The sequence below is a fragment of the Rhodoferax sp. EU05-FHT12H12 genome, from assembly GCF_058791215.1.
Map to the genome: position 1 here is coordinate 1 of NZ_JBYTDI010000005.1, position 20,694 is coordinate 20,694.

Here is a 20,694-nt window from a genome sequence, read left to right on the forward strand (position 1 = left end):
GCGTCCGATACTTCATCTGCAACACTCCTTCTGCTCACGCAGGTTTTAGTGTGTTGCATCGACCGGTTGAATCCGCCACCCAAAGCGGAAATCCGAGGGGTCAAATCCAACTGCACAAAGCAGACATTGGATTGGGCGCGTTTAAGATGCTGGCGACCAAAGTCTTACCGCAGATAAGCTCCAACCGTTACCTGTGCAAGCAATCTCGATGCGCTTTATCCCTTACGCTGCTTGTACAAGCTCCAAAATGCCAATGCGGGTATCAGCAACCATTGCAATATGGGCGACAGACCGATTCCCCATAGCGTTGGCATCAACGGCGAATATGCCCACGCACGCGTTACAACGGTGTTGTTCCATTCACTGAATACCGTGTAGGACGCCCCAATAGCGGCAGCCACAAGCGCAACCTTCAAGTACCGTTCTTGCGGCCAACCTTTTCCCCCAAGCAAAACCAGAGCGACGGCGAGAGAGACCGTCGCGATGAGCACATCTCCCAGAGTGCAGTGCACCACCGCAAAGGCGATGGATGCGGGCGGGCTCTCACCCCACAGGGTATACAGGGGGAGCTGCAAAGTTTCCCAGACCAGGTTCAGCGCTGCTACCCGGGTGATGTAGCGAAGAAAGACCTTTCCTCGGACGAAAGAAGGCGACAGCGGAGTTTGATCACTCATGTTGATAAGGGTCAATATCGAAATCGCTGCAGTAAATACAGTACAGATATCGCAAAAGTTACTTTGTACTTAACATTCAACCCATGAAGGCTCTCTTCAGCCATCGGCACACACGATACACCGCTATCGTGATGCTGTTCGTATGGCTGATGACTTTGGGTATCGGTATTGCCAATGCGTGCTGGGTAAGCAACACCCACGGCCACGGCGGTTCAGCGCAAAACGTGCAAACGACTTCTCACTCCGAGGCAGACGAACACGCGCCAGAGAAGGCAATTTGCATCAAGGTGTGCGCTGCGGAACAAACCATTGCCATCAAAGTCAAGCCGCTCGATAGCGTCGCTGACGTGCATTTGGCTCCGCTTGCGTGGGCAACAGCTCTCACAATTGCAGTTGTCGATCTAAATGATCGAACTGCCCCCTTGGCAGTTGCCACCTGGCGCGAACCGCCAGTATCTATCCGCTTCCTGCGGCTCACCATTTAAATCATTTCTGTCAGGCAGTGTCCCAGCGCACAGACGTTGGGGAACTTGCCTGTTCCATTGGTTCTGACGTCTTGATTGGCTCTGTCGGAATGTCTTCCCATACCGCCTCGTTTCGTAACTCGTTTAATGGAGTTTTCTATGACCACGCTTCGCCACACCGTTTTTGCTATTGCAATAGCCGCGGCATCCTTCGGCACCTTTGCACAGACCGACGCAGAACACACACAACACCATGCGCCCACACAGGCCAAGAAAGCCATCAAAGCGCCAGCTACCAAATCACCATCCGTGCCCAATGAAGCCATGGTCGCGATGGATGGAAAGATCAAGGCCATGCGCGAGATGCACGAAAAAATGACGACCGCCAGGACGCCTGATGAGCGCAAAGCGCTGATGGCTGATCACATGAAAGTCATGCAAGACGGCATGTCCATGATGGAAAAAATGGACTCCATGGGCGATATGAAAGGTATGGCCTCTCAGGGGTCAGATGCCAAAAAAAATGGAATTTCCATGGACATGATGGAACACCACGACGCGATGCAAAAGCGCATGGAAATGATGACTACCATGATGAAAATGATGATGGATCGATTGCCAGCCTATTCGGCACAGTAGTCCGCTATACCAGCCTGCAAACCGCAGCGTGAAGCTAAGCAGAGGAGTTTCCAATGAACGATAGCCATGTGAATGGACATGCCTTCGACAACTCTGCGGCAAACCATTCATACTCGGATGCAGAGTTGAAGGATCCTGTATGCGGAATGGTCGTCACTGCGCGGTCCCTTCACCATTCAGAGCACATGGGGCGCAATTTCTTCTTTTGTGGGCCCAAGTGCAAAGCCAAGTTTGACGCCAGTCCGATGCAGTATATGGGCGAGCCAATCAGTAAGCCAGCGGCACCACCAGCCTCGGCTGGCACGGTGTACACCTGTCCCATGCATCCTGAGATACGGCAGGATCACCCAGGAAACTGCCCCAAATGCGGGATGACGCTGGAACCTGTGATGCCCGCCTTGGAGGAGGAAGAGAATCCGGAACTGCTGGATTTCCAGCATCGCTTTTGGGGGACGCTACCGCTCACCGGTATTGTTTTCGTGCTGGCCATGTTTGGTCATCGATTGCAGTGGATGGACATGGCGGTACAGAGCTGGGTGGAGTTCGCACTGGCCACTCCCATCGTGGTCTGGGCTGGGTGGCCGTTTTTCACTCGGGGTGCCCAATCCATCGTCAATCGCAGTCCCAACATGTGGACCTTGATAGGCCTTGGCACTGGTGCCGCGTATGTTTACAGCGTGGTGGCGACCGTTGCTCCGGGTGTATTTCCAGAGTCTTTTGTGTCCATGGGCCGTGTCGCGGTGTACTTCGAAGCGGCAGCCGTCATCATTTCCTTGACCCTGTTGGGGCAAATGCTGGAGCTCAAGGCACGATCCCAGACTTCTGCGGCCATCAAATCACTGCTCGGCCTGGCGCCAAAAACAGCGCGGCGTATCAAGCCAGATGGTAACGAAGAAGACATTGAACTGACCCATGTCCACCTGGGGGATCTGCTGAGGGTACGCCCAGGCGAGAAGGTTCCCGTAGATGGCGTGGTCACAGAGGGTAGCAGTTCGGTGGACGAATCCATGCTGACTGGTGAGCCACTGCCAGTGACCAAGCGGGTGGGAGACAAGGTCATCGGCGCGACCATCAACTCCAGCGGCGCCCTAGTCATGAAATCAGAAAAAGTCGGATCAGAGACCGTGCTGTCCCAAATCGTGCAGATGGTGGCCCAGGCTCAGCGGTCCAGAGCGCCTATGCAACGCATGGCGGATGTCGTGGCGGGCTACTTTGTGGTCGCGGTGGTCAGCATTGCCATACTGACCCTTCTTGGTTGGGGCCTGTTTGGCCCTGAGCCCAGCTGGGTATACGGCCTGATCAATGCGGTAGCGGTATTGATCATTGCCTGCCCATGCGCGCTCGGGCTGGCTACCCCCATGTCCATCATGGTGGCTACTGGCAAAGGAGCGACACGGGGGGTGCTCTTTCGTGATGCGGCCGCAATTGAGAACTTGCGCAAGGTGGACACCCTCATCATCGACAAGACAGGCACTTTGACCGAAGGGCGTCCCACATTTGAGAAGGCGATTCCAGGCGACGGTTTTGACGCTGACGAGATTCTGCGTTTGGCGGCCAGCTTGGACCAAGGTAGTGAGCATCCTTTGGCCGTGGCCATTGTGTCTGCGGCACGTGAGCGCAAGCTGGTGCTGGACAAGCCAGAGAACTTTGAATCGGGATCCGGCATTGGCGTTCAAGGCCAGGTAGGGGGACGCCACCTGGTACTGGGCAATACGGCGCTCATGCAACAGATCAGCGTCTCCGTGGACGCCCTGAAATCCCAAGCCGAAGCCTTGCGTGCAGAAGGCGCCAGCGTCATGCACCTGGCCATTGACGGCAAATTGGCCGGTCTGCTGGCCGTTTCTGATCCGATCAAGGCCAGCACGATGGAAGCTTTGACCGCACTCAAAGCGTCTGGCCTGCGCATCGTGATGGCGACGGGTGATGGCATCACCACGGCTAAGGCCGTTGGCGCCAAGCTAGGAATCGAGGAAGTGCATGGCGAAGTCAAACCCCAGGACAAACTGACCTTGGTGGAGCAATTGCAGAAGGAAGGCCGAATCGTCGCCATGGCTGGTGACGGAATCAATGACGCACCTGCGCTGGCAAAAGCTAACGTAGGCATTGCCATGGGAACAGGCACTGATGTGGCGATGAACAGCGCCCAGGTCACCCTGGTGAAGGGGGACTTGCGTGGCATTTCCATCGCACTGGCGCTGTCCAACGCCACCGTGGGCAATATGAAGCAAAACCTGATGTTTGCCTTTTTGTACAACGCTTTAGGAATTCCGGTGGCAGCAGGGCTGCTCTACCCATTTACTGGTTGGCTGTTGTCGCCCATGATTGCCGCATTGGCCATGAGCTTCAGTTCAGCATCCGTCATTGGTAATGCGTTGCGTTTGCGCGGCAAAGCGTTATAGCTATCGAAAGCTGCAGTACTTGGACAACTCAAACTAAGCAGGAGCTGCTCATACCGGTCATTCGCCGATGACAGGTTCTGGCCCAGAGTTGCCAGGCAGTCACCATTGACGGCGGTATAAGTAATTTTCATGAAGGGTCCAGAATAGAGGCGCTCTTCGTCAGACTCAAGCTGGACGGCTAGCTTCAACTCGCGCGTCTGGAAACGCGCAGTAGGCTTAGCTCACCGGTCCCAGAGAGAACAAATCAACGAAGTGCGGCCTTGCCCTTGGTGTGAGCGAGAGCCAACGCTTTGTCTGTAAGGACAAAATCCACACTGTCGGAAAGGCGTTCAATAGCGAGCTCAATAAAGCGGCGAACGCGGGCGGGTTGCGCCGTGCGGCTACCGTAGTAGAGGTAGAGGCTGTAGGCATCACTGACGTGATCGACTAGCAGAGGCACCAGTCGCCCTGTGCGAATATGAGGAGCGGCGGTTGGTCCAGCCAGTTGGCCAATCACCGCACCAGCAAGAACGGTGCGCAGTTCGAAGTCTTCGTCGTTGGTGGAGAAGGCTGGTGTGACGTGCTGGTCCTGCACGCTTTCGCCTATCCGCACGCGCCAAGGCGCGATACGACCGTCCCCACTGCTGCGAAATGAGCTGCAGCGATGCTTGCTGAGATCGTGCAGACTTTGCGGAATGCCGTACTTGCGCAGATAGACGGGGCTGGCGCAAATGATCAGCTGAAGTGGGAATAAGCGGCGAGCGATCAGTCCCTCCTGGGGCGCATGTCCGAGCCGGAAGCCTACATCCACGCGATCCTCAACCCAGTTGCCCACGCGATCATCGAGTTGAACGTCCGGTTGAACCTCCGGATAAAGCCGACCGTACTCGTCGAGCACGGTTCCAATGATCGGCTGCAACACGGTACGTGGACCAACAATGCGTAGCGGTCCCGCAATCGTCTCTTTGCTTTGCCGAGCGTCCTGGAGGGCCTGCTGCAACCTCATCAGTGAAGGTTGCGCAGCTTCCAGAAAACGCTGACCTTCCTCGGTCAGGGCCATGCTGCGTGTAGTGCGGTGAAACAGGCGGCCCCCCAGATGGGACTCCAACTGGCCCAAGGCCTTGCTCGCGGCCTGTGGCGAGATTTGCTGCATTTCGGCCGCCTTGGTCAGGCTGCCCAGCTCCGCAGTTCGTACGAATGTAGTGATGGAACGCAGCTCATTGATCACATTCGCCTCCCGATATTTACATCATTTGGTTGTAAGTAATTCAGCAGTTTACACACTAGTAGGTTGACTATTCTTTGCATAAAGTTCGGCCCATCGACGCACCCCCGTGCAACTCCATGACACAAAGGACATTCAGATGGACAACTTCAATTTCTACAATCCGACCAAAATTGAGTTCGGCAAGGACAAGGAAAAACGGATCGGTGAGATCCTGGCCGAGTACGGTGTCAAGAAGGTGCTACTGGTTTACGGCAGTGAGCGCATCAAACACGACGGCTTGTTCGCAACGGTGACGAAGAGCCTTGGCGACAGGGCCATCGCGTTCGTCGAATTGGGGGGCATCGTTAGCAACCCGGTGATCTCCAAGGTCCGGGAGGCCATTGCACAAGCTCGCGAGCAGCAGGTCGACGCTGTTCTTAGTGTCGGTGGTGGTTCGGTGCTGGACAGCGCCAAGGCGATTGCTGCGGGCGCCCTCTATGACGGTGAGGTCTGGGATCTGTTCGTTGGCAAAAGTCAGATCAATGCGGCGCTTCCCGTGTTCGCGATCCTCACGCTGGCGGCAACTGGAAGTGAGATGAATCCGGGCGCGGTTGTCACGAACGAAGTGACAAAGGAAAAGTTCGCAATCAATTCGGTACACACCTTCCCCAAGGTGTCTATCGTCAACCCCGCACTGATGCAAACCGTGTCACGCGACTACCTCGTGTATTCGGCTGCCGACATCATTGCGCACTCGATCGAAGGCTACTTCACTGCCACTGTTCAACCGAAGATCCAGTCGCGACTTGTGGAGTCCGTTATCTCCACCGTGATTGAATCTACCGAAGCGCTGCTGGCAGACCCGCACCACTACGACGCGCGGGCTGAGTTCGCCTGGGCCGCCACGCTGGCGCTCAACGGCATCACCTATGCCGGGACTGCCGGGTTTGGCTATCCCAACCACATGATCGAGCACTCGCTTTCAGCCCTTTTTAATGTGCCGCATGGTGCGGGTCTATCGGTGGTGATGCCGGCCTGGATGAAGTGGTTCCATGCGCGCAACCCGGCGCAATTCCAACGCTTCGCTCAGCAGGTCTTTGGCCTTAAGACGGCCGAGGAAGGCATTTCCGCATTGGAGACATGGTTTGACAAGATCGGTACGCCAACCCGCCTGTCACAACTGGGCATCACTCAAGCCGACCTGCCTGCCATCTTGGAAAACCTCAAAGGCAACGCACAGTGGTTCGGACTTGCTGAAAGCTACACCCCAGCCGTGCTGATGGACATTCTGAACCGTGCCCTCTAAGGCAAACACCCGCCATCAAATCCAAAGAAATTTCATGAGCAAAGAAGTAATCGTCATTATTGGCGCCGGTGGTATCGGCGTCTCTATCGCCCGCCGTCAAGGCTTTGGCCGCACCGTGTTGTTGGCTGACTTCAACGAAACAACGCTAAGCAGTGCTGCGCAATCCATGCGAGAGGCCGGTTATGCCGTCCAAACGCAACCGGTGGATGTCACCTCGCGCGCTTCAGTCAAGGCCTTGGCGGCCAGGGCCAAAGAGCTCGGTAGTGTCGCTCAGGTGATTAACACAGCCGGTCTGTCGCCCAACATGGCACCTGTCGAAGATGTATTGAAAGTCGATCTGTACGGTTCAGCCGTGGTGTTTGATGAGTTTGAAAACGTCATCGCTCCTGGTGGCTCCGGCCTGATCATCTCCAGCATGGCTGGACATATGATGCCCGCGCTACCGCCTGAGCAGGATGCGGCGTTGATGCATACGCCCACCGAAGAATTGCTGGCCCTGCCATTCCTGCAAGCAAACGTTATCCCCAATACGGTGGTTGCCTACATGATCGCCAAGCGTGCCAACCATTTGCGCGTGCAAGCTTCTGCAATCAGTTGGGGCAAGCGGGGGGCAAGGGTCAACTCGATAAGCCCAGGCATCGTGGTCACGCCTTTGGCGTTGCACGAACTCAACTCGGAAATCGGTGGCATGTACCGCGCAATGGTCGACTCTTCACCGGCCAAACGTATGGCTCCGCCAGATGAAATTGCCGCTGCCGCGGCCTTCCTCCTTGGACTCGAGGCCTCGTTCATCACGGGCAGTGACTTGTTGATCGACGGTGGGGTCATCGCAGCGATGAAGACCGGCCAGCTCGCCACACCCGATTGATTCTCTATAAAAGGGCTGAGTGAGTCGCTGCGGCATTCACCTTCCTTCAATCGTCACCAGGAACGGTATCCATGACCCGCATTTTGATTCTCGGTGCCAACGGCCAACTTGCGCGCCACACCACAGCTGTCTTCCTCCAACAGGAGGATGTTGAACTCACGCTTTACCTGCGTCGCTCCCATCGCCTGAGCAATCCCGCTCCCAAGCGGGTGTCCATCGTAGATGGCGATGTGCTGGACCAAGATGCTTTGGCCGCCGCAATGCGCGGGCAGGACGTGGTCTATGCCAACCTCTCGGGTGACATGGCTGCGCAAGCGAAAACCATCATCGCAGCGATGTACGCGACCGGCTTGAAGCGACTGATTTTCATCAGCTCCATGGGTATTTACGGCGAGGTGCCGGGGGAGCGCTATCGCAGTGTGCTTGATCCGTACCGAGACTCAGCGGCACTTGTCGAAGCGTCGAACTTAGACTACACGATCTTGCGTCCGGGCTGGTTCACGCATGACAGGTCCATACGTTATCAAATCACCCAAAAAGGCGAACCTTTTCAGGGTCACGACGTGTCACTAAATAGTTTGTCTGACCTCATCGTAAAACTCGCGAGGGAGCCTAATTTTCAAGCCCGTCGCAGTCTGGGAGTCAGCCAACAATGACTACCTCCATTCGTACTGCAGGGTCTCGCAACGGGGTAGTTCTCGCCATCATCATGGCAAGCTACCTAATGCTTGTCATCGACATATCCATCGTACTCACCGGTTTGCCCAAGATCCAGCTTGCACTGGGCTTTACGCCGGCCGGTCTGTCATGGATCCAGAACGCATACACACTCGCATTCGGTGGCCTCTTGCTGATCGGCGCCCGTGCCGGCGACATCCTGGGCCGCCGCCGCATGTTCATCACAGGCCTTGGTATCTTCACCCTAGCTTCCTTGGCGATTGGTGCTGCCCAATCGCCAACCTGGATGATCACCTTTCGCGCCGTGCAGGGATTTGGTGCCGCAGTGCTCGCTCCGTCCACGCTGGCATTGATTTCCACCCATTTCGAGGAAGGGCATGAACGCAACCGGGCCCTGGCTTGGTACGCGGCAGCAGCTGGCATTGGTGCCACATTGGGCTTGGTGCTGGGTGGCCTGCTGACGGACCTGATCTCCTGGCGCGCCGGATTCTTGATCAATCTCCCTATCGGTGCGATGCTGATTGCAGGCACACTGCGCCACATCAAAGAGACAGCGCGTCAGGTTGGGCGATTTGACCTTGCTGGTGCGTTCACCTCCACCCTGGGAATGTGCTCCCTGGTTTTCGGCATTGTCGAAGCGGCGGAGGTTGGCTGGAGTGCCCCACTGACGCAAGCAACCATATTTGCGGGTCTGGCCTTGCTGGCTGTGTTCGTGTGGATTGAACGGCACGCGAAACAGCCCCTGTTGCCACTTGGACTGCTTACCAACGCACGACGCAACGGCGCCTACGCGGCACGGTTGCTGTTTCTCTCTGGCATGGCGGGATTCTGGTTTTTTATTGCGCAGTACCTGCAGGGTGCCTTGGGCTTTTCTCCCATGCAAGCTGGCTTGGCATTCATACCGGTGACGGTGCCGCAGTTTCTGGCCTCAGTGAGCGTGCCGCGCGTTTCCCAGCGCATAGGGCAGCGGCCCATGCTGCTCAGTGGATTGGCGATGTGCGTGCTGGGTTTAGCCATCCTCAGCTTTACCGCTGAGCAGACGTCCTACCTTGGTGGCGTGGTACTTCCCATGCTGCTGATCGGATTTGGCCAAGGCTGGGTGCTGGCACCACTTACTGTCGCGGGTGTTGCAGGGGTTGAGAGCCACAACGCTGGCGCTGCGTCGGGCATTGTCAATGTGGCACACCAGCTGGGAGCATCGTTGGGGCTAGCGGTTCTGGTCTTGGTGTATGCCGGCGGTCACGCCCCGGTGTTTGACGCGATGGGCATGGCTCGGCACACCGGGACAACGATGGGTGCTGCGGCGTTGTTATTGTCCATGGCTTTTCTTGTATCGGCCCGCACGATCCGCTTTGACGTAATTCGCCCATAAGCCAGTGCGGCGTTGAGTACTGCACTCGATATCCGTGCAGTATTGCCACTTTTCGAGCACCCAATGAATGCAAATTCACCCGAAGAGGGATGACTGACGGTCTTTGGTCAGCATTCCTCTCTTGCAGGATTCTTTGCAATCATTGCCTAATCCTGCTCAAGTGGCCTTGTACCAGGTGACGTTTGCATCAGAGTTGCCTATGCTTCGCCACATGTTGAAGTCTAGTGAATTGCGTCACGGTCTTGCTCCAAAGGATGAGCAGCTGCAAGTCACCGTCATGCGTGCCGAATTAGGCGCCTTGATTCGACGACTGACACCTGGCGGGGGAGTGTTTAAAGCCAAATATGCGCGCTTGACGCTGGGGAACGTACCTCATGTGGATCATCCAATCCGCATGGTCTATGAGCCCTCTTTGTGCGTCATTGCTCAAGGCATGAAACAGGTATTGCTTGGTGAGGACGTCTATGTTTGCGATCCACAACGCTACCTCGTGTTTGCCCAAAACCTGCCTGTGACGGGGCACGTATTGGGGGCCACGCCTGAGACACCACATTTGGCAATGCGCCTGGATTTCGACGTCAAAGACATCGCGGCCCTAGCGCTGAAAATGGATATCCCCTCCAAGCAAGGAGCACCGAGATCGGCTCGTGGCATTTTTACGGAAGACCTCTCTGTTTCTCTACTCGGACCACTTTTGCGCTTGCTCAAGCTGCAGGAAACACCAGAAGACATAGAGCATCTGGTGCCTTTGGTCGTGCAGGAGATCCTATATCGGTTGCTGAAATCCACAGATGGATGGAGATTGGCACAACTAGCCATGGCAGATAGTCATAGCCATCGTGTAGCGCAGGCCATCAGCTTGGTTCACAAGAGATTCAGAGAGCATCTGCGCATGGAAGAGCTAGCGAATGAAGTCAGTTGGAGTGTCTCGGCTTTGCACCACCATTTCAAGAGTGTCACAGCCATAAGCCCGCTGCAATACCAAAAGCAACTTCGTCTGCAGGAAGCCCGGCGAATCATGCTTAGTGAGCATGTTGATGCAGCGACCGCAGGACATCAGGTTGGTTATGAAAGTCAGTCCCAATTCAATCGCGAATACAGCCGATTCTTCGGTGAACCACCAGTGCGCGATATCAAACGCCTGCGGGAAATCCAGGCAAATACCGTCCAAGTACTGAGTACGGAAAAAACACGCATGGTCTGAGGGCGCCGGACCACAACTTTCTCAACGGATTCATTGTGGAGGCCATGGCAAATGGCCCCCAGGAAGGCGATCGTCCGTGGGCTTGATCCAGTGTCACCAAACAGATTGCAAGGATCGGAGTAAATCAAATGCAAAAACGACAACTCGGAGAAATCTGCCTTGAAGGCTCGGCGCACAGTTACTCCAGCAGTCCTCGGCCATATGCAACGCATCAGTTCAGTAATTACGGCTGGTGCCGCCATGCAAGCGCTGGCTTTGGTAACCGTATTGGTGTTTGTCAAGCACAAGCCGTTGTCGAAATGAACCTCACGCATCGCTTCTACTTTTACCGGGAGAAGTCGCGATGAACCAATAACCACTTCGCATCAAGTCGCCCACTGTTCAACCCAGAACCTTCGGCGCTAGAGAGATGCTAGCCATACACCTCAAATGTTCCAAGGGATAACGCCACACAGCTCCAAATTCGACATCTCCACTCATAGAAAAGACTGAACCATGAAATTGTTAACTACCGCATTCATTCTGGCAGCAAGCTTGACTGCCCATACATTCTCGACTGCAGAAAGTGCTCCCGCACCGACAGGTGAACAGATCACATTCCATGCGGACGAATCCTATCCCGAGAGTTTCGACTGGTCATACCGTCAGAAGGCTTTCTTTGTCGGTTCTCTTCGCAAGGGGGAAATTGGCAAAGTGACCATGGATGGGGCATACACCCCGTTTGCGAGCGATCCCTTAATGTTTGGATCCGGGGGTATCAAATACGACAAAAAGCGCAACATAGTTTGGGCAGCACTTTGCGACATCGGTGTTGCCACGAAAAGTACGCCAGCAATCCAGGGCAAGGTCGGTGCGATTATTGGCTTTGACGCCACCACGGGCAAGCGTAAGTATTTCGTTGATCTGGCCAAATTGGACAACGGTGCTCACTGTGCAAACGATCTGGCCTTTGACCCAGCCGGCAACATCTATGTCACAGACAGTTTCTCACCTGCGGTCTATGTGATCGATCGGAACATGAGGGCACGCGAACTGGTCCATAGCGAGCAATTCACAGGCAAGGACTTCAACCTCAATGGGATCGTGTATCACCCCGGTGGTTTCCTCCTGGTCGGGAAACACAATTCCGGCGAAGTATTCCGCATTTCGCTCAAGCCCAAGGTGGAAGTTCAGGCTGTGCAGCTCAACTCTGCAATTCCTGGTGCCGATGGCTTTGCGTTGGTCGACTGCGACACCATCGTCGTAGCACAAAACGCCGGTAATGATCGCGCAGTCAGTTTGAAGTCGAAAGATGGCTGGAAATCTGCGGAAGTGGTTGAGCTCGCAAAGAGCGGGGCGACGTTCCCTACTGCGGTGACTGTTGCCGGAAGCAAGGTGTACATGTTGAGCAATCGAGTTGATACCCTGTTTGACCCCAAGGCACAGAAGGTGAGCGACTACCTGCTGCAGCGCTTACCCGCAGCGCCGCAAGCGGCCAAGTAGAACTGGTTCATACGTAGCGATCAAGCGACCACAAGGGGCCTCCCTCCATGGAAACCTTCGAATGGATCATCGTGCTTCTCCTGGCGGTGGCAACACTTGCTGAGCTGGCGCGGCGATTTGATATACCTTACCCCACGTTGCTCGCACTTGGTGGTGCGGCGCTCGCGATCCTTCCTGGGGGCCAAAATGGAATCTGGATCCAGAGTTGGCTTTGGCCTTGTTTGTCGCTCCGGTGCTGCTGGACGCCGCCTACGACACCTCGCCCCGCGACTTACGCCAAAACTGGCGTCCTATCGCGGGGCTTGTAGTGGTGGCCGTCGGAACCACGGTGATTGGTGTTGCGCTGGTCTGTCGTTGGCTTGTACCTGATATGCCTTTGGCGGTGGCGATCGCCTTGGGAGCAATTGTTGCGCCGCCCGACGCTGCAGCATCCATGGCCGTGATGCGTCAGGTTGGCCTGCCGCATAGCGTACTCGCTATCCTGGAAGGTGAAAGCTTGCTGAACGACGCCAGCGCGCTGCTGATTTATCGTCTGGCGCTGATGTCCATGGTAGTTGGGCCTCTAGGAGCTGGAGACTATCTGCCAGTCTTTCTGTTGACTGTCTTTGGCAGTGTTTTTGTAGGGGTAGGCCTTGGATTTGTGTTGCGGCCATTGTTGAGTGCATCCCGGCACGTGCCAACCTCTCTGATCGTGCAGTTCGCCTTCACTTTTGGCGTATGGATTGCCGCAGAAAAAATTGGCTTGTCAGGCATCCTGACCATGGTCGCGTTTGCCATCACTTTGGCCCGTGGTGGTGGACCACGAATACCAGCTCACATGCGCGTTCCAATCTTTGCGTTTTGGGAGTCAGTGGTCTTCCTGTTGAACGCGCTAGCATTTGTGCTGATTGGTATGCAGCTACGCCCGATTTGGGAGCGTCTTGGCGATGCAACGACACGTACCGAGGCTTTGATTATTGCAACAGCGGTACTCATTGTTGTAGTCACCACGCGGTTCCTATGGGTCCTAGGGTACGGGATGTTTTCGAAACTGAAAATGTTTCAACGAGGAATAGTACGGCAAGCCTCATGGCGTGCGGCTATGGTTGTATCTTGGGCTGGAATGCGAGGCATTGTGACGCTTGCTGCAGCGTTTGCCATACCGGAAACACTACCAAACGGCCAGCCATTCCCATACCGGGATCTGGTTTTGCTGTGCGCTTTTGCGGTTGTATTTGGAACCCTGGTGCTTCAAGGACTCACGATGAAGCCGATCATCCGAAAACTGGCTTTTGCTGCCGATGACTCGCTGCATCGAGAGGTGCGTGCCGCACGTGGACTCGTTTACCAGGCTTTGCTGGATTCAATTCGATATGAGTCTTCGCATCACGCACAGGTGCTGAAGATGGAATACCAAGCAGTTATTGATCATGCAGCCGGTAGTAATCAAACGACTCCTTTGACGGAGGTTCCAGGTGGCCCTCTGCGCAGACGAGCTCTGGAGTCTGCTCGCGAGCGGGCCATTGAACTGCGCAATCGGGAGGTTATTGGAGAGCAGGCGTACCGTGTATTGATGCAGGAAATCGATATGTCAGAGATCTCTGCGGGTGGAAGCACGTCAGCATGAGCCACAAATTCAAACGAGGTTTCCTCAAATTCGCTGGCAGGTATATCCACCCAAGAAAGAATTCGAAATGCTGGAGATTGGAATGACAGAGCGGCTGATCATTGAGATGTATCGGCAAATGCACCGAGCTATGGTTTCTGCTGACATTCAAGTGCTCTCAACCTTGCTGGCTGATGACTTCCGACTCATCCACATGACCGGATATGACCAGTCGCGAAAAGAGTGGTTGGAACATATCAACGCTCGAAAATGCGTTATTTCAGTTCTTACGAACTGAAGGTCAACGTGAAGATGCAGGGGGAAGAGGCTCAATTGGTTGGCCAAAACTTTGTAAGAGCGAGCATATGGGGCGCACAAGGAACTTGGCCGTTGCAAATGGAGATAAAGGTCGTTCTGGTGGTCGACGTTTGGCAAATGAAAACCGCGCACGCCAGTACTTTTTTCGTTTAACGTTCCTTCGTTTTTAAATGATCACTATGAATATTTTGGTAAAAAATCGGTAGATCATTTCGAGCCATTTGCGGATGCAGATCCGCCATAGATTGCCCCCCATGCTTCTGGACGCGTTGCGACTTCAGACTTGGCGTAGTGTTCGGTTGTTCTCCCCGCTGAAATCGGAGATCACCGCGATTTCTTCACAACCGGAAAAAATCAGGCAGCTCCTTGATTTTCCCTACGGCGTGCGCAAACAAGTGCGAGAGGGGCGGAAACTCCGGCGTGATCACTGATCGTGTTGCCGCCGACCGAAAACTGCCCCCCAGGTGGTCCATATTGGATCGGCGCCGACATGCTGGATGCGCACAAGCGCCACGGACCGCTAGCAATTCAATCGACAAGGGAGTAACCGTGCTCCTTGTATGAATTCAATGGCTCCATCTCAACGATGGAGGTGCTGAGTGCATGCACTTGCAAGAAAATTTCGCGGAAGAGTTTCGCTTCTGATGCGCGGACTCGTGGAGAGACGATGCCATCGCCAGAGAGCGGTCATTCACCAACGACTACTCCTGGCCCGCAACTGCCTGATTTGCTTTGCCTCTTTGATCAGCCGAGCTCATCACTGCCTCTTGATTCCGATGAAAACTCTACTGCTTGTAGTCTTCACCAAGACAGCCCGCACTGATTGCTGTAGCTTTACCATCCGCTTCGTGAACTTTCTTCGGCGCAACGAACGGGGCATTAATTCCCAGTGCAGAGTTTCGAAGCCATTGGCTTCCCTTTTTTATAATCGTTACGTTGCCCCCGTCCGCGCACTTAGCTCTGACGTAACCTCCTGAGATCCCCCCGGGGGCTTTGTCGAAGATGGTGAAATTTCCTTTCCGAGCACCTAAGACTTTTTGAAGGGTTGTCAGCCCCTCAAGCTCAGAGCAGAACTCATTTTGGCGACTCGTTGGTGGACTAGGACGGTCAACTGGCCACAGAACAAAACAGACATAGTCGCGAGTCCCCTGCCTCGAAATTACGGGATCCCAAATTCTTTCGTACTCCATGTTCGGAGCACATAGGACATCTGATTCGCCCATGACTTCTAGCACCTCGAGAACAGTTTTATCTTTCCGGCGCGTGGCAAGTCTCTCAGCTCGCTCTAGACCATCGCAAGTGCCCGCCATAGGCTTCAAAAGATGTACTGGTTGACTAGACTCATCAGCAGCCTGAACTTGGAGACCTATCGCTAGAAGTGCCAGCGCAAGAATCGACCCACTCCAGATCGGTCCTCTATCAATACTTCTACTGAGCCTTTTCCAAGTAAGCCTGAAACCCATCCGCACCTCCTGATATTTCCGAACTTGGAAAGTTTGACTGCGCTGTAGTTTAGAAGTTATTTCCCCACAGCAGTCATCCGTCAACGACAGGAACTGGCCCAAACCTGATGCCGCTACCACCCTCAAAGCCCACAATTGGCGGAGTGATATCTGACTCTACTGCCAGACCGCGCCTTTCTGGGGCGTAGACGTGCCGCAAGTAGCACCCCATTTACTTCTCACGTCAGGTCACTCACTGCACAATGCCTCGATGATCTCAGCCAAGACACTCCGACAAGAAAATAACCAACAATGGGTCCAACTAGCAATTGCTTTCTATTCACTAGCTCACAACGACGAAAGACTCTGGAGAGAGTTGCCAGCGTTTCTGCACGAAACCGATGTTGGGATGATCTGTGAGGAATACTTCAAATCCAGAGACGACCAGTTGATCTTCAAAGCAGGCGAACTGCTGGCAGGAAAGCACTGGTTTACGGTGCTGGGACGGTCGCTATAAGGCAGTGTCCCGCTAGTTGGATCGTCAAACGACGGCTTCTAAATTGCAGCGGGATTTTTTCGCGAAACCAGGAGCCAGGAGTAGGATCAAATTCAAGTGCCGAAAGAAGTCATTCATAAATGCCAGCTTCTGGCCCTCACCCGCCCAGCAGTTTTTGAAGGGAGGGAAGTAGCTCGCGATAGCGGTTCACAAATCCATTGTTGCCGGAATGTCTAGAGGCTCGTGCAACGAAGAAGAGTTCGTTTCGTAACTCTGATAGCGAAGAGCGTCGCTGCTCGCGAGCTGCGGTGGCTGCGGCCTGAAATGAGCCGAATTCTTCGTAGCCGTTGAACGACATCGCAAACGCGAAGACAGCCTCTTCGTCGTCCGGACTTGGCAAGTCAGCCAACTTCAAGGTTGCTGTCTCTGACATTTAGTCACCTCTCATAGCCTACCGCCTGAAAGCAGACATTGTCCATTGACTGCAACTGGCCCACAGCCGAAGTCTGGCCTCCAGGCACGTCTGCTGACCTCAGCCAATTTGGCGTGGGCTTGCTTGCGGATTAATAAACCCGCAGCACCTCAAATTGCTGTCGGATTGGAGCGACCTGTATCCAAACCTCATCACCCTCACATTTACCCAGCATGGCCCTGCCCAAAGGGGCTTCGCTGCTGATGACCTGAACGAGCTGAGCGCCGCTGACCAACTTCATGCTGCCCCCATCCGGCCCGAGAAAGAGCAGTTGCTGCTTGTCATCGGAATCGACTAGGCAGACCAGCGCGCCGAGCTGTATACCTTTGCTAGCGTCGTAGGGGCGCGGGCGAAATTGGCGCCAATTGGCCATCGCCTGGCGGATGCCTTCGGCGCGCCGAGCCTGGCCGGTAGCCAGGTAGGCGGCCTCGAGTCCCAATGTGTCGTATTTGTTTTCGGCAATGTTTTCTTCGTGAGTCGCCGTTTCATGGGCCGCACGCACTGCCTGTTCGGCTTGCAGCAGATCTTCAGCGAGCCGCTCCAGCACCTGCTGCTGCAGCAAGAATTTATCCATGATGAAAGGTAGGCATCTCGAGAAGCGCGGGGCAGGTGTTGGTTATGAAGTGCTTTACCAGCCTTAGACGCTTCCGTTGGCTTCAGGCAAACTTCAGCTAGGCGGCTGCGTATCCCGCGGTGCGACAGTTGGGAGCGATTGTCTTCCAGAAAGCATTCACTGGCCAACTTCCGCAAGTGGCCCAAGACGGGCGCTATTCGATAGTTCAACATCCGTTTTACGGGTGCCGGTCCGCGATATGCGGGATGGTCAGGCGGAGCAAGAATTTGATAAAAACAGGCTCTAGCCCTCGTGGAATATGCGCGAGTAGCTCCTGAATCAGGAGCATTCTATTAGCCACATCACGCCAACAACACGGCCCCACTGCTTCCGCACATCCCCCGCATCTCCAAATGCTCCCGAGCGGCAATCCATCTCCACACGCCGTCCCAACGCCCGCCCTGCCATTGGGTCTGGCCCCAGCCGGTGCGCGATGCCGCAGACCCGCGGCGCTGATGAAACGCGCGCGTCAGGCTTTTTTCACAAACTCTGACTTGAGCTGCATCGCGCCAAAACCGTCAATCTTGCAGTCGATGTCGTGATCACCTTCGACCAGACGGATGTTCTTGACCTTGGTGCCGACCTTGATGGCGCTGGAAGATCCTTTGACCTTCAGGTCTTTGACGAGCACCACGGTGTCGCCGTCCTGCAGCACATTGCCGTTGGCGTCTTTCCAGACACGGGCCACCTCCTGCTGGACGGTGGCGCCAAGGCTCCATTCGTGGGCACACTCGGGGCAGACCAACACGGCGCCATCTTCATAGGTGTAGGCCGATTGGCACTGGGGGCACGGGGGCAAGGCGTTCAAGGTATTCTTTCAATGGCGCATGGACGCCTGTTTGAGAGCTTCCATCAGGAGGTCTGGCGAACCACCCTCGGACAGGTGCTGCTTGTACCAGACGCTCAAGATCGTGCTCACCACCGGACCGGGGTTGTGCTTGACCTTGGTGAAGTCCCAATCGTTGAGCTTGCAGATGCGCTCGACCAGATCCATATCAAGGTCGATGGCGTCGTCCGCGCAACGGCGCAGCTTCAGGTCTTCAAACATGGCGCCGTCGGGCAGCTTGAGCTTGAGGGTGGTGTCGTTGGGAGGGGCGACCATGGGGCTTATTCCATCCGGGTGATGCGGTTCGGCTTGAAGCCCAGGTCCGCCGCCTTGCCCTTGCGGCCACGCGCGGCGCGGGCGTTGTTCAGGCTGCGGATTTCCAGGGTTTCGTCGCGCTCCTTGCCGCCGCGGCCAATGCCGTCGATGCGGATGCTGCGGGTGTAGGCGGCAGCACCGGCCAGGGTGTCTTTGGCTTCCAGGTCGATCAGCATCAGGCCGCGGCCACCCTTCTCCATGGTCTTGAGTTCGGTGATCTCAAACGTGAGGATGCGCCCACCGGTGGACGCGCAGGCTACGTGGGTGGCAGGCGCCACCACCGTTGCAGGCGTGCCCGCCACCGTGACCTTGCCTTGCGCACCGGCTACAACGGACGGAGCGCACAGGGTTTCGCCCTCGCCCACTCCCACAAAGGCCTTACCGGCTTTTTGGCGGGAGGTCATGTTTTCCACCCCGGCGATAAAGCCGTAGCCGCCACTGCTGGACAGCAGCAACTGTGCGCTGGCGGGCCCGGCAAAGTAATACAGGATTTGCGTGCCGCTCTCCAGCTCCAGCAGCGTGGTGACCGGCTGGCCGTCGCCCCGCCCGCCGGGCAAGGCAGACACCGGCACGGTGTAGATGCGCCCGTTGGAACCGAACACCAGCAGCGTGTCCACCGTGCGGCATTCAAACGTGCCGTACAGGCCGTCACCCGCCTTGAAGGCGAAGGTGGAGGCCTCGTGGCCATGGCCGGTGCGGGCCCGCACCCAGCCTTTTTCGGACACCACCACAGTCACCGGCTCGTCCACCACCTTCACTTCAGCCACGGCCTTTTTCTCGGTCTGGATCAGGGTGCGGCGCGGGTCGGCAAACACTTTGGCGTCCGCCTCAATCTCTTTGACCATGAGGCGGCGCAACGCAGCGGGGCTGCCCAGAATTTCTTCCAGCTTGCCCTGTTCGGTGCGCAGCTCGGACAGCTCTTGCTCGATCTTGATGGCTTCCAGCCGCGCCAGTTGGCGCAGGCGGATTTCGAGGATGTCTTCGGCTTGGCGATCGCTCAGCTTGAAGCGGGCCATCAGCGCGGCCTTGGGCTCATCCGACTGGCGGATGATGGCGATGACTTCGTCGATGTTCAGCAGAACGGTCTGGCGGCCTTCCAGAATATGGATGCGGTCCAGCACCTTGCCCAGGCGGTGACGGCTACGCTTCTCGATGGTGGTCTGGCGGAAGCTGATCCACTCGGTCAGCATCTGCCGCAGCGATTTTTGCGTGGGCCGGCCATCCAGCCCCACCATGGTGAGGTTGATGGGCGAAGACGTTTCCAGGCTGGTGTGGGCCAAGAGCGCGGTGATCAGCTCTTGCTGCTCCACGGTGCGGGTCTTGGGCTCGAACACCAGGCGCACCAAGGCGTCTTTGTTCGATTCATCACGCACCACGTCCAGCACGTTCAAGATGCTGGCCTTGAGCTGGGTTTGCTCCTGACTCAGAGCCTTCTTGCCGGCCTTGACCTTGGGGTTGGTGAGTTCTTCAATTTCTTCCAGCACACGCTGGCTGCTCACGCCGGGCGGCAGCTCGGTCACCACCAGCTGCCACTGGCCGCGCGCCAGGTCTTCAATCTTCCAGCGCGCGCGCACCTTGAGGCTGCCACGGCCGGTGCGGTAGGCATCGGCAATGTCCTGGGCGGGGCTGATGATCTGGCCACCGCCGGGGAAGTCAGGGCCGGGGATCAGCGTATAGAGCTCGGCGTCTGCCAGCGCGGGCGTCTTGATCAGCGCCACGCAGGCGTCGGCAATCTCGCGCAGGTTGTGGCTGGGGATTTCGGTGGCCAAGCCGACCGCAATGCCACTGGCACCGTTCAACAGGCTGAACGGCAGGCGGGCCGGCAACTGGCAGGGCTCTTCGGTGGAGCCATCGTAGTTGGGCTGGAAGTCCACCGTGCCCATGTCGATCTCGTCGAGCAGCAGGCTGGTGATCTTGGCCAGGCGGGCCTCGGTGTAACGCATGGCCGCGGCGCCGTCGCCGTCACGGCTGCCGAAGTTCCCCTGGCCGTCCACCAGCGGGTAACGCTGCGAGAAATCTTGCGCCATGCGCACCAGCGCGTCATACGCCGACTGGTCGCCATGCGGGTGGAAGCGGCCCAGCACGTCGCCCACCACACGGGCGCTTTTGACGGGCTTGGCGCCCACATTGCCGTTGGTGCCACCAAAGCCCAGGCCCATGCGCGACATGCTGTACAGAATGCGGCGCTGCACGGGCTTGAGGCCGTCGCACACATCGGGCAGTGCACGCCCCTTGACGACGGAAAGTGCGTACTCCAGATAGGCGCGCTGCGCGTAGGTGGCCAGGTTGAGTTCGCTGTCATCGCCGGGGGCGGCGGGTTCGGGGATCAGATCGAGCGTGGTTTGGTCAGTCATG

At 56.3% G+C, this 20,694-nt stretch carries 19 protein-coding genes; 12 read left to right on the forward strand and 7 right to left on the reverse strand.

Annotated elements, in window-relative coordinates:
• Positions 1 to 215 precede the first annotated feature (215 nt).
• Positions 216 to 674, reverse strand: a complete 459-nt coding sequence (locus AC3WS7_RS14500; protein ID WP_492656849.1) for a hypothetical protein — start codon at positions 672 to 674, stop codon at positions 216 to 218.
• An 83-nt stretch (positions 675 to 757) separates the two neighbouring features.
• Between AC3WS7_RS14500 and AC3WS7_RS14505 the strand changes: the two genes are divergently transcribed.
• The 3 genes from AC3WS7_RS14505 to AC3WS7_RS14515 all read left to right on the forward strand — a co-directional run bounded on the left by AC3WS7_RS14505 (position 758) and on the right by AC3WS7_RS14515 (position 4,176).
• A complete protein-coding gene (locus tag AC3WS7_RS14505; RefSeq protein ID WP_492656850.1) occupies positions 758 to 1,159 on the forward strand; it encodes a hypothetical protein in 402 nt (133 codons plus the stop codon).
• Positions 1,160 to 1,297: 138 nt separating this feature from the next.
• Positions 1,298 to 1,777 (forward strand): hypothetical protein, encoded by a 480-nt coding sequence (locus AC3WS7_RS14510; RefSeq protein ID WP_492656851.1) that lies wholly within the window; start codon positions 1,298 to 1,300, stop codon positions 1,775 to 1,777.
• A 53-nt stretch (positions 1,778 to 1,830) separates the two neighbouring features.
• The gene (locus AC3WS7_RS14515; protein WP_492656852.1) at positions 1,831 to 4,176 is read left to right on the forward strand and encodes a heavy metal translocating P-type ATPase; all 2,346 of its coding nucleotides are present in this window, start codon (positions 1,831 to 1,833) and stop codon (positions 4,174 to 4,176) included.
• A gap of 244 nt (positions 4,177 to 4,420) precedes the next feature.
• Here AC3WS7_RS14515 and AC3WS7_RS14520 read toward each other — a convergent pair whose 3' ends face one another.
• Positions 4,421 to 5,383 (reverse strand): LysR family transcriptional regulator, encoded by a 963-nt coding sequence (locus tag AC3WS7_RS14520; protein WP_492656853.1) that lies wholly within the window; start codon positions 5,381 to 5,383, stop codon positions 4,421 to 4,423.
• A gap of 136 nt (positions 5,384 to 5,519) precedes the next feature.
• On the opposite strand from AC3WS7_RS14520, the gene AC3WS7_RS14525 reads away from it, so the two are divergent.
• The 9 genes from AC3WS7_RS14525 (at position 5,520) to AC3WS7_RS14565 (ending at position 14,345) form a co-directional block, all read left to right on the forward strand.
• Positions 5,520 to 6,668 carry an iron-containing alcohol dehydrogenase gene (locus AC3WS7_RS14525; protein ID WP_492656854.1) on the forward strand — a complete coding sequence of 383 codons (1,149 nt, stop codon included), beginning with the start codon at positions 5,520 to 5,522 and terminating at the stop codon, positions 6,666 to 6,668.
• 34 nt (positions 6,669 to 6,702) lie between these two features.
• Positions 6,703 to 7,536, forward strand: coding sequence for an SDR family oxidoreductase (locus AC3WS7_RS14530; protein ID WP_492656855.1), 834 nt, complete (start codon positions 6,703 to 6,705; stop codon positions 7,534 to 7,536).
• Positions 7,537 to 7,607: 71 nt separating this feature from the next.
• A complete protein-coding gene (locus AC3WS7_RS14535; protein ID WP_492656856.1) occupies positions 7,608 to 8,192 on the forward strand; it encodes an NAD(P)H-binding protein in 585 nt (194 codons plus the stop codon).
• Positions 8,189 to 9,586, forward strand: coding sequence for an MFS transporter (locus AC3WS7_RS14540; RefSeq protein WP_492656857.1), 1,398 nt, complete (start codon positions 8,189 to 8,191; stop codon positions 9,584 to 9,586). Before AC3WS7_RS14535 ends, AC3WS7_RS14540 begins: the two co-directional genes overlap by 4 nt.
• Positions 9,587 to 9,785: 199 nt before the next feature.
• The gene (locus AC3WS7_RS14545; RefSeq protein ID WP_492656858.1) at positions 9,786 to 10,790 is read left to right on the forward strand and encodes an AraC family transcriptional regulator; all 1,005 of its coding nucleotides are present in this window, start codon (positions 9,786 to 9,788) and stop codon (positions 10,788 to 10,790) included.
• A gap of 495 nt (positions 10,791 to 11,285) precedes the next feature.
• Complete coding sequence (locus AC3WS7_RS14550; protein WP_492656859.1) at positions 11,286 to 12,272, forward strand: hypothetical protein; 987 nt, start codon at positions 11,286 to 11,288, stop codon at positions 12,270 to 12,272.
• 211 nt (positions 12,273 to 12,483) lie between these two features.
• Entirely contained in the window at positions 12,484 to 13,878 is a 1,395-nt protein-coding gene (locus AC3WS7_RS14555; protein WP_492656860.1) for a cation:proton antiporter, read from the forward strand.
• 118 nt (positions 13,879 to 13,996) lie between these two features.
• Positions 13,997 to 14,155: a nuclear transport factor 2 family protein gene (locus AC3WS7_RS14560; protein WP_492657038.1), complete on the forward strand. Its 159-nt coding sequence runs from the start codon at positions 13,997 to 13,999 to the stop codon at positions 14,153 to 14,155.
• Positions 14,082 to 14,345 (forward strand): hypothetical protein, encoded by a 264-nt coding sequence (locus AC3WS7_RS14565; RefSeq protein ID WP_492657045.1) that lies wholly within the window; start codon positions 14,082 to 14,084, stop codon positions 14,343 to 14,345. The genes AC3WS7_RS14560 and AC3WS7_RS14565 overlap by 74 nt, the downstream gene beginning before the upstream one ends.
• A 1,925-nt stretch (positions 14,346 to 16,270) precedes the next feature.
• On the opposite strand, the gene AC3WS7_RS14570 is transcribed toward AC3WS7_RS14565, so the two are convergent.
• The 5 genes from AC3WS7_RS14570 to parC form a co-directional block, all read right to left on the reverse strand.
• Positions 16,271 to 16,546 (reverse strand): hypothetical protein, encoded by a 276-nt coding sequence (locus tag AC3WS7_RS14570; RefSeq protein ID WP_492656861.1) that lies wholly within the window; start codon positions 16,544 to 16,546, stop codon positions 16,271 to 16,273.
• 130 nt (positions 16,547 to 16,676) lie between these two features.
• Entirely contained in the window at positions 16,677 to 17,159 is a 483-nt protein-coding gene (locus AC3WS7_RS14575; RefSeq protein ID WP_492656862.1) for a GreA/GreB family elongation factor, read from the reverse strand.
• A gap of 508 nt (positions 17,160 to 17,667) precedes the next feature.
• The gene (locus tag AC3WS7_RS14580) at positions 17,668 to 18,006 is read right to left on the reverse strand and encodes a zinc ribbon domain-containing protein YjdM (protein ID WP_492656863.1); all 339 of its coding nucleotides are present in this window, start codon (positions 18,004 to 18,006) and stop codon (positions 17,668 to 17,670) included.
• Positions 18,007 to 18,015: 9 nt separating this feature from the next.
• Positions 18,016 to 18,300, reverse strand: a complete 285-nt coding sequence (locus AC3WS7_RS14585; protein ID WP_296471671.1) for a hypothetical protein — start codon at positions 18,298 to 18,300, stop codon at positions 18,016 to 18,018.
• Positions 18,301 to 18,305: 5 nt separating this feature from the next.
• The gene (parC, locus tag AC3WS7_RS14590) at positions 18,306 to 20,693 is read right to left on the reverse strand and encodes a DNA topoisomerase IV subunit A (RefSeq protein ID WP_492656864.1); all 2,388 of its coding nucleotides are present in this window, start codon (positions 20,691 to 20,693) and stop codon (positions 18,306 to 18,308) included.
• Position 20,694: the final 1 nt, after the last annotated feature.

Bases quoted from the DNA above. Each gene is read 5' to 3' on its own strand.
- AC3WS7_RS14575 (WP_492656862.1), bottom strand. From the start codon at position 17,159: ATGGATAAATTCTTGCTGCAGCAGCAGGTGCTGGAGCGGCTCGCTGAA.
- AC3WS7_RS14515 (WP_492656852.1), top strand. From the start codon at position 1,831: ATGAACGATAGCCATGTGAATGGACATGCCTTCGACAACTCTGCGGCA.
- AC3WS7_RS14535 (WP_492656856.1), top strand. From the start codon at position 7,608: ATGACCCGCATTTTGATTCTCGGTGCCAACGGCCAACTTGCGCGCCAC.
- AC3WS7_RS14560 (WP_492657038.1), top strand. From the start codon at position 13,997: ATGCACCGAGCTATGGTTTCTGCTGACATTCAAGTGCTCTCAACCTTG.
- AC3WS7_RS14500 (WP_492656849.1), bottom strand. From the start codon at position 674: ATGAGTGATCAAACTCCGCTGTCGCCTTCTTTCGTCCGAGGAAAGGTC.
- AC3WS7_RS14585 (WP_296471671.1), bottom strand. From the start codon at position 18,300: ATGGTCGCCCCTCCCAACGACACCACCCTCAAGCTCAAGCTGCCCGAC.
- AC3WS7_RS14510 (WP_492656851.1), top strand. From the start codon at position 1,298: ATGACCACGCTTCGCCACACCGTTTTTGCTATTGCAATAGCCGCGGCA.
- AC3WS7_RS14570 (WP_492656861.1), bottom strand. From the start codon at position 16,546: ATGTCAGAGACAGCAACCTTGAAGTTGGCTGACTTGCCAAGTCCGGAC.
- parC (WP_492656864.1), bottom strand. From the start codon at position 20,693: ATGACTGACCAAACCACGCTCGATCTGATCCCCGAACCCGCCGCCCCC.
- AC3WS7_RS14540 (WP_492656857.1), top strand. From the start codon at position 8,189: ATGACTACCTCCATTCGTACTGCAGGGTCTCGCAACGGGGTAGTTCTC.
- AC3WS7_RS14550 (WP_492656859.1), top strand. From the start codon at position 11,286: ATGAAATTGTTAACTACCGCATTCATTCTGGCAGCAAGCTTGACTGCC.
- AC3WS7_RS14545 (WP_492656858.1), top strand. From the start codon at position 9,786: ATGCTTCGCCACATGTTGAAGTCTAGTGAATTGCGTCACGGTCTTGCT.
- AC3WS7_RS14525 (WP_492656854.1), top strand. From the start codon at position 5,520: ATGGACAACTTCAATTTCTACAATCCGACCAAAATTGAGTTCGGCAAG.
- AC3WS7_RS14565 (WP_492657045.1), top strand. From the start codon at position 14,082: ATGACCAGTCGCGAAAAGAGTGGTTGGAACATATCAACGCTCGAAAAT.
- AC3WS7_RS14505 (WP_492656850.1), top strand. From the start codon at position 758: ATGAAGGCTCTCTTCAGCCATCGGCACACACGATACACCGCTATCGTG.
- AC3WS7_RS14530 (WP_492656855.1), top strand. From the start codon at position 6,703: ATGAGCAAAGAAGTAATCGTCATTATTGGCGCCGGTGGTATCGGCGTC.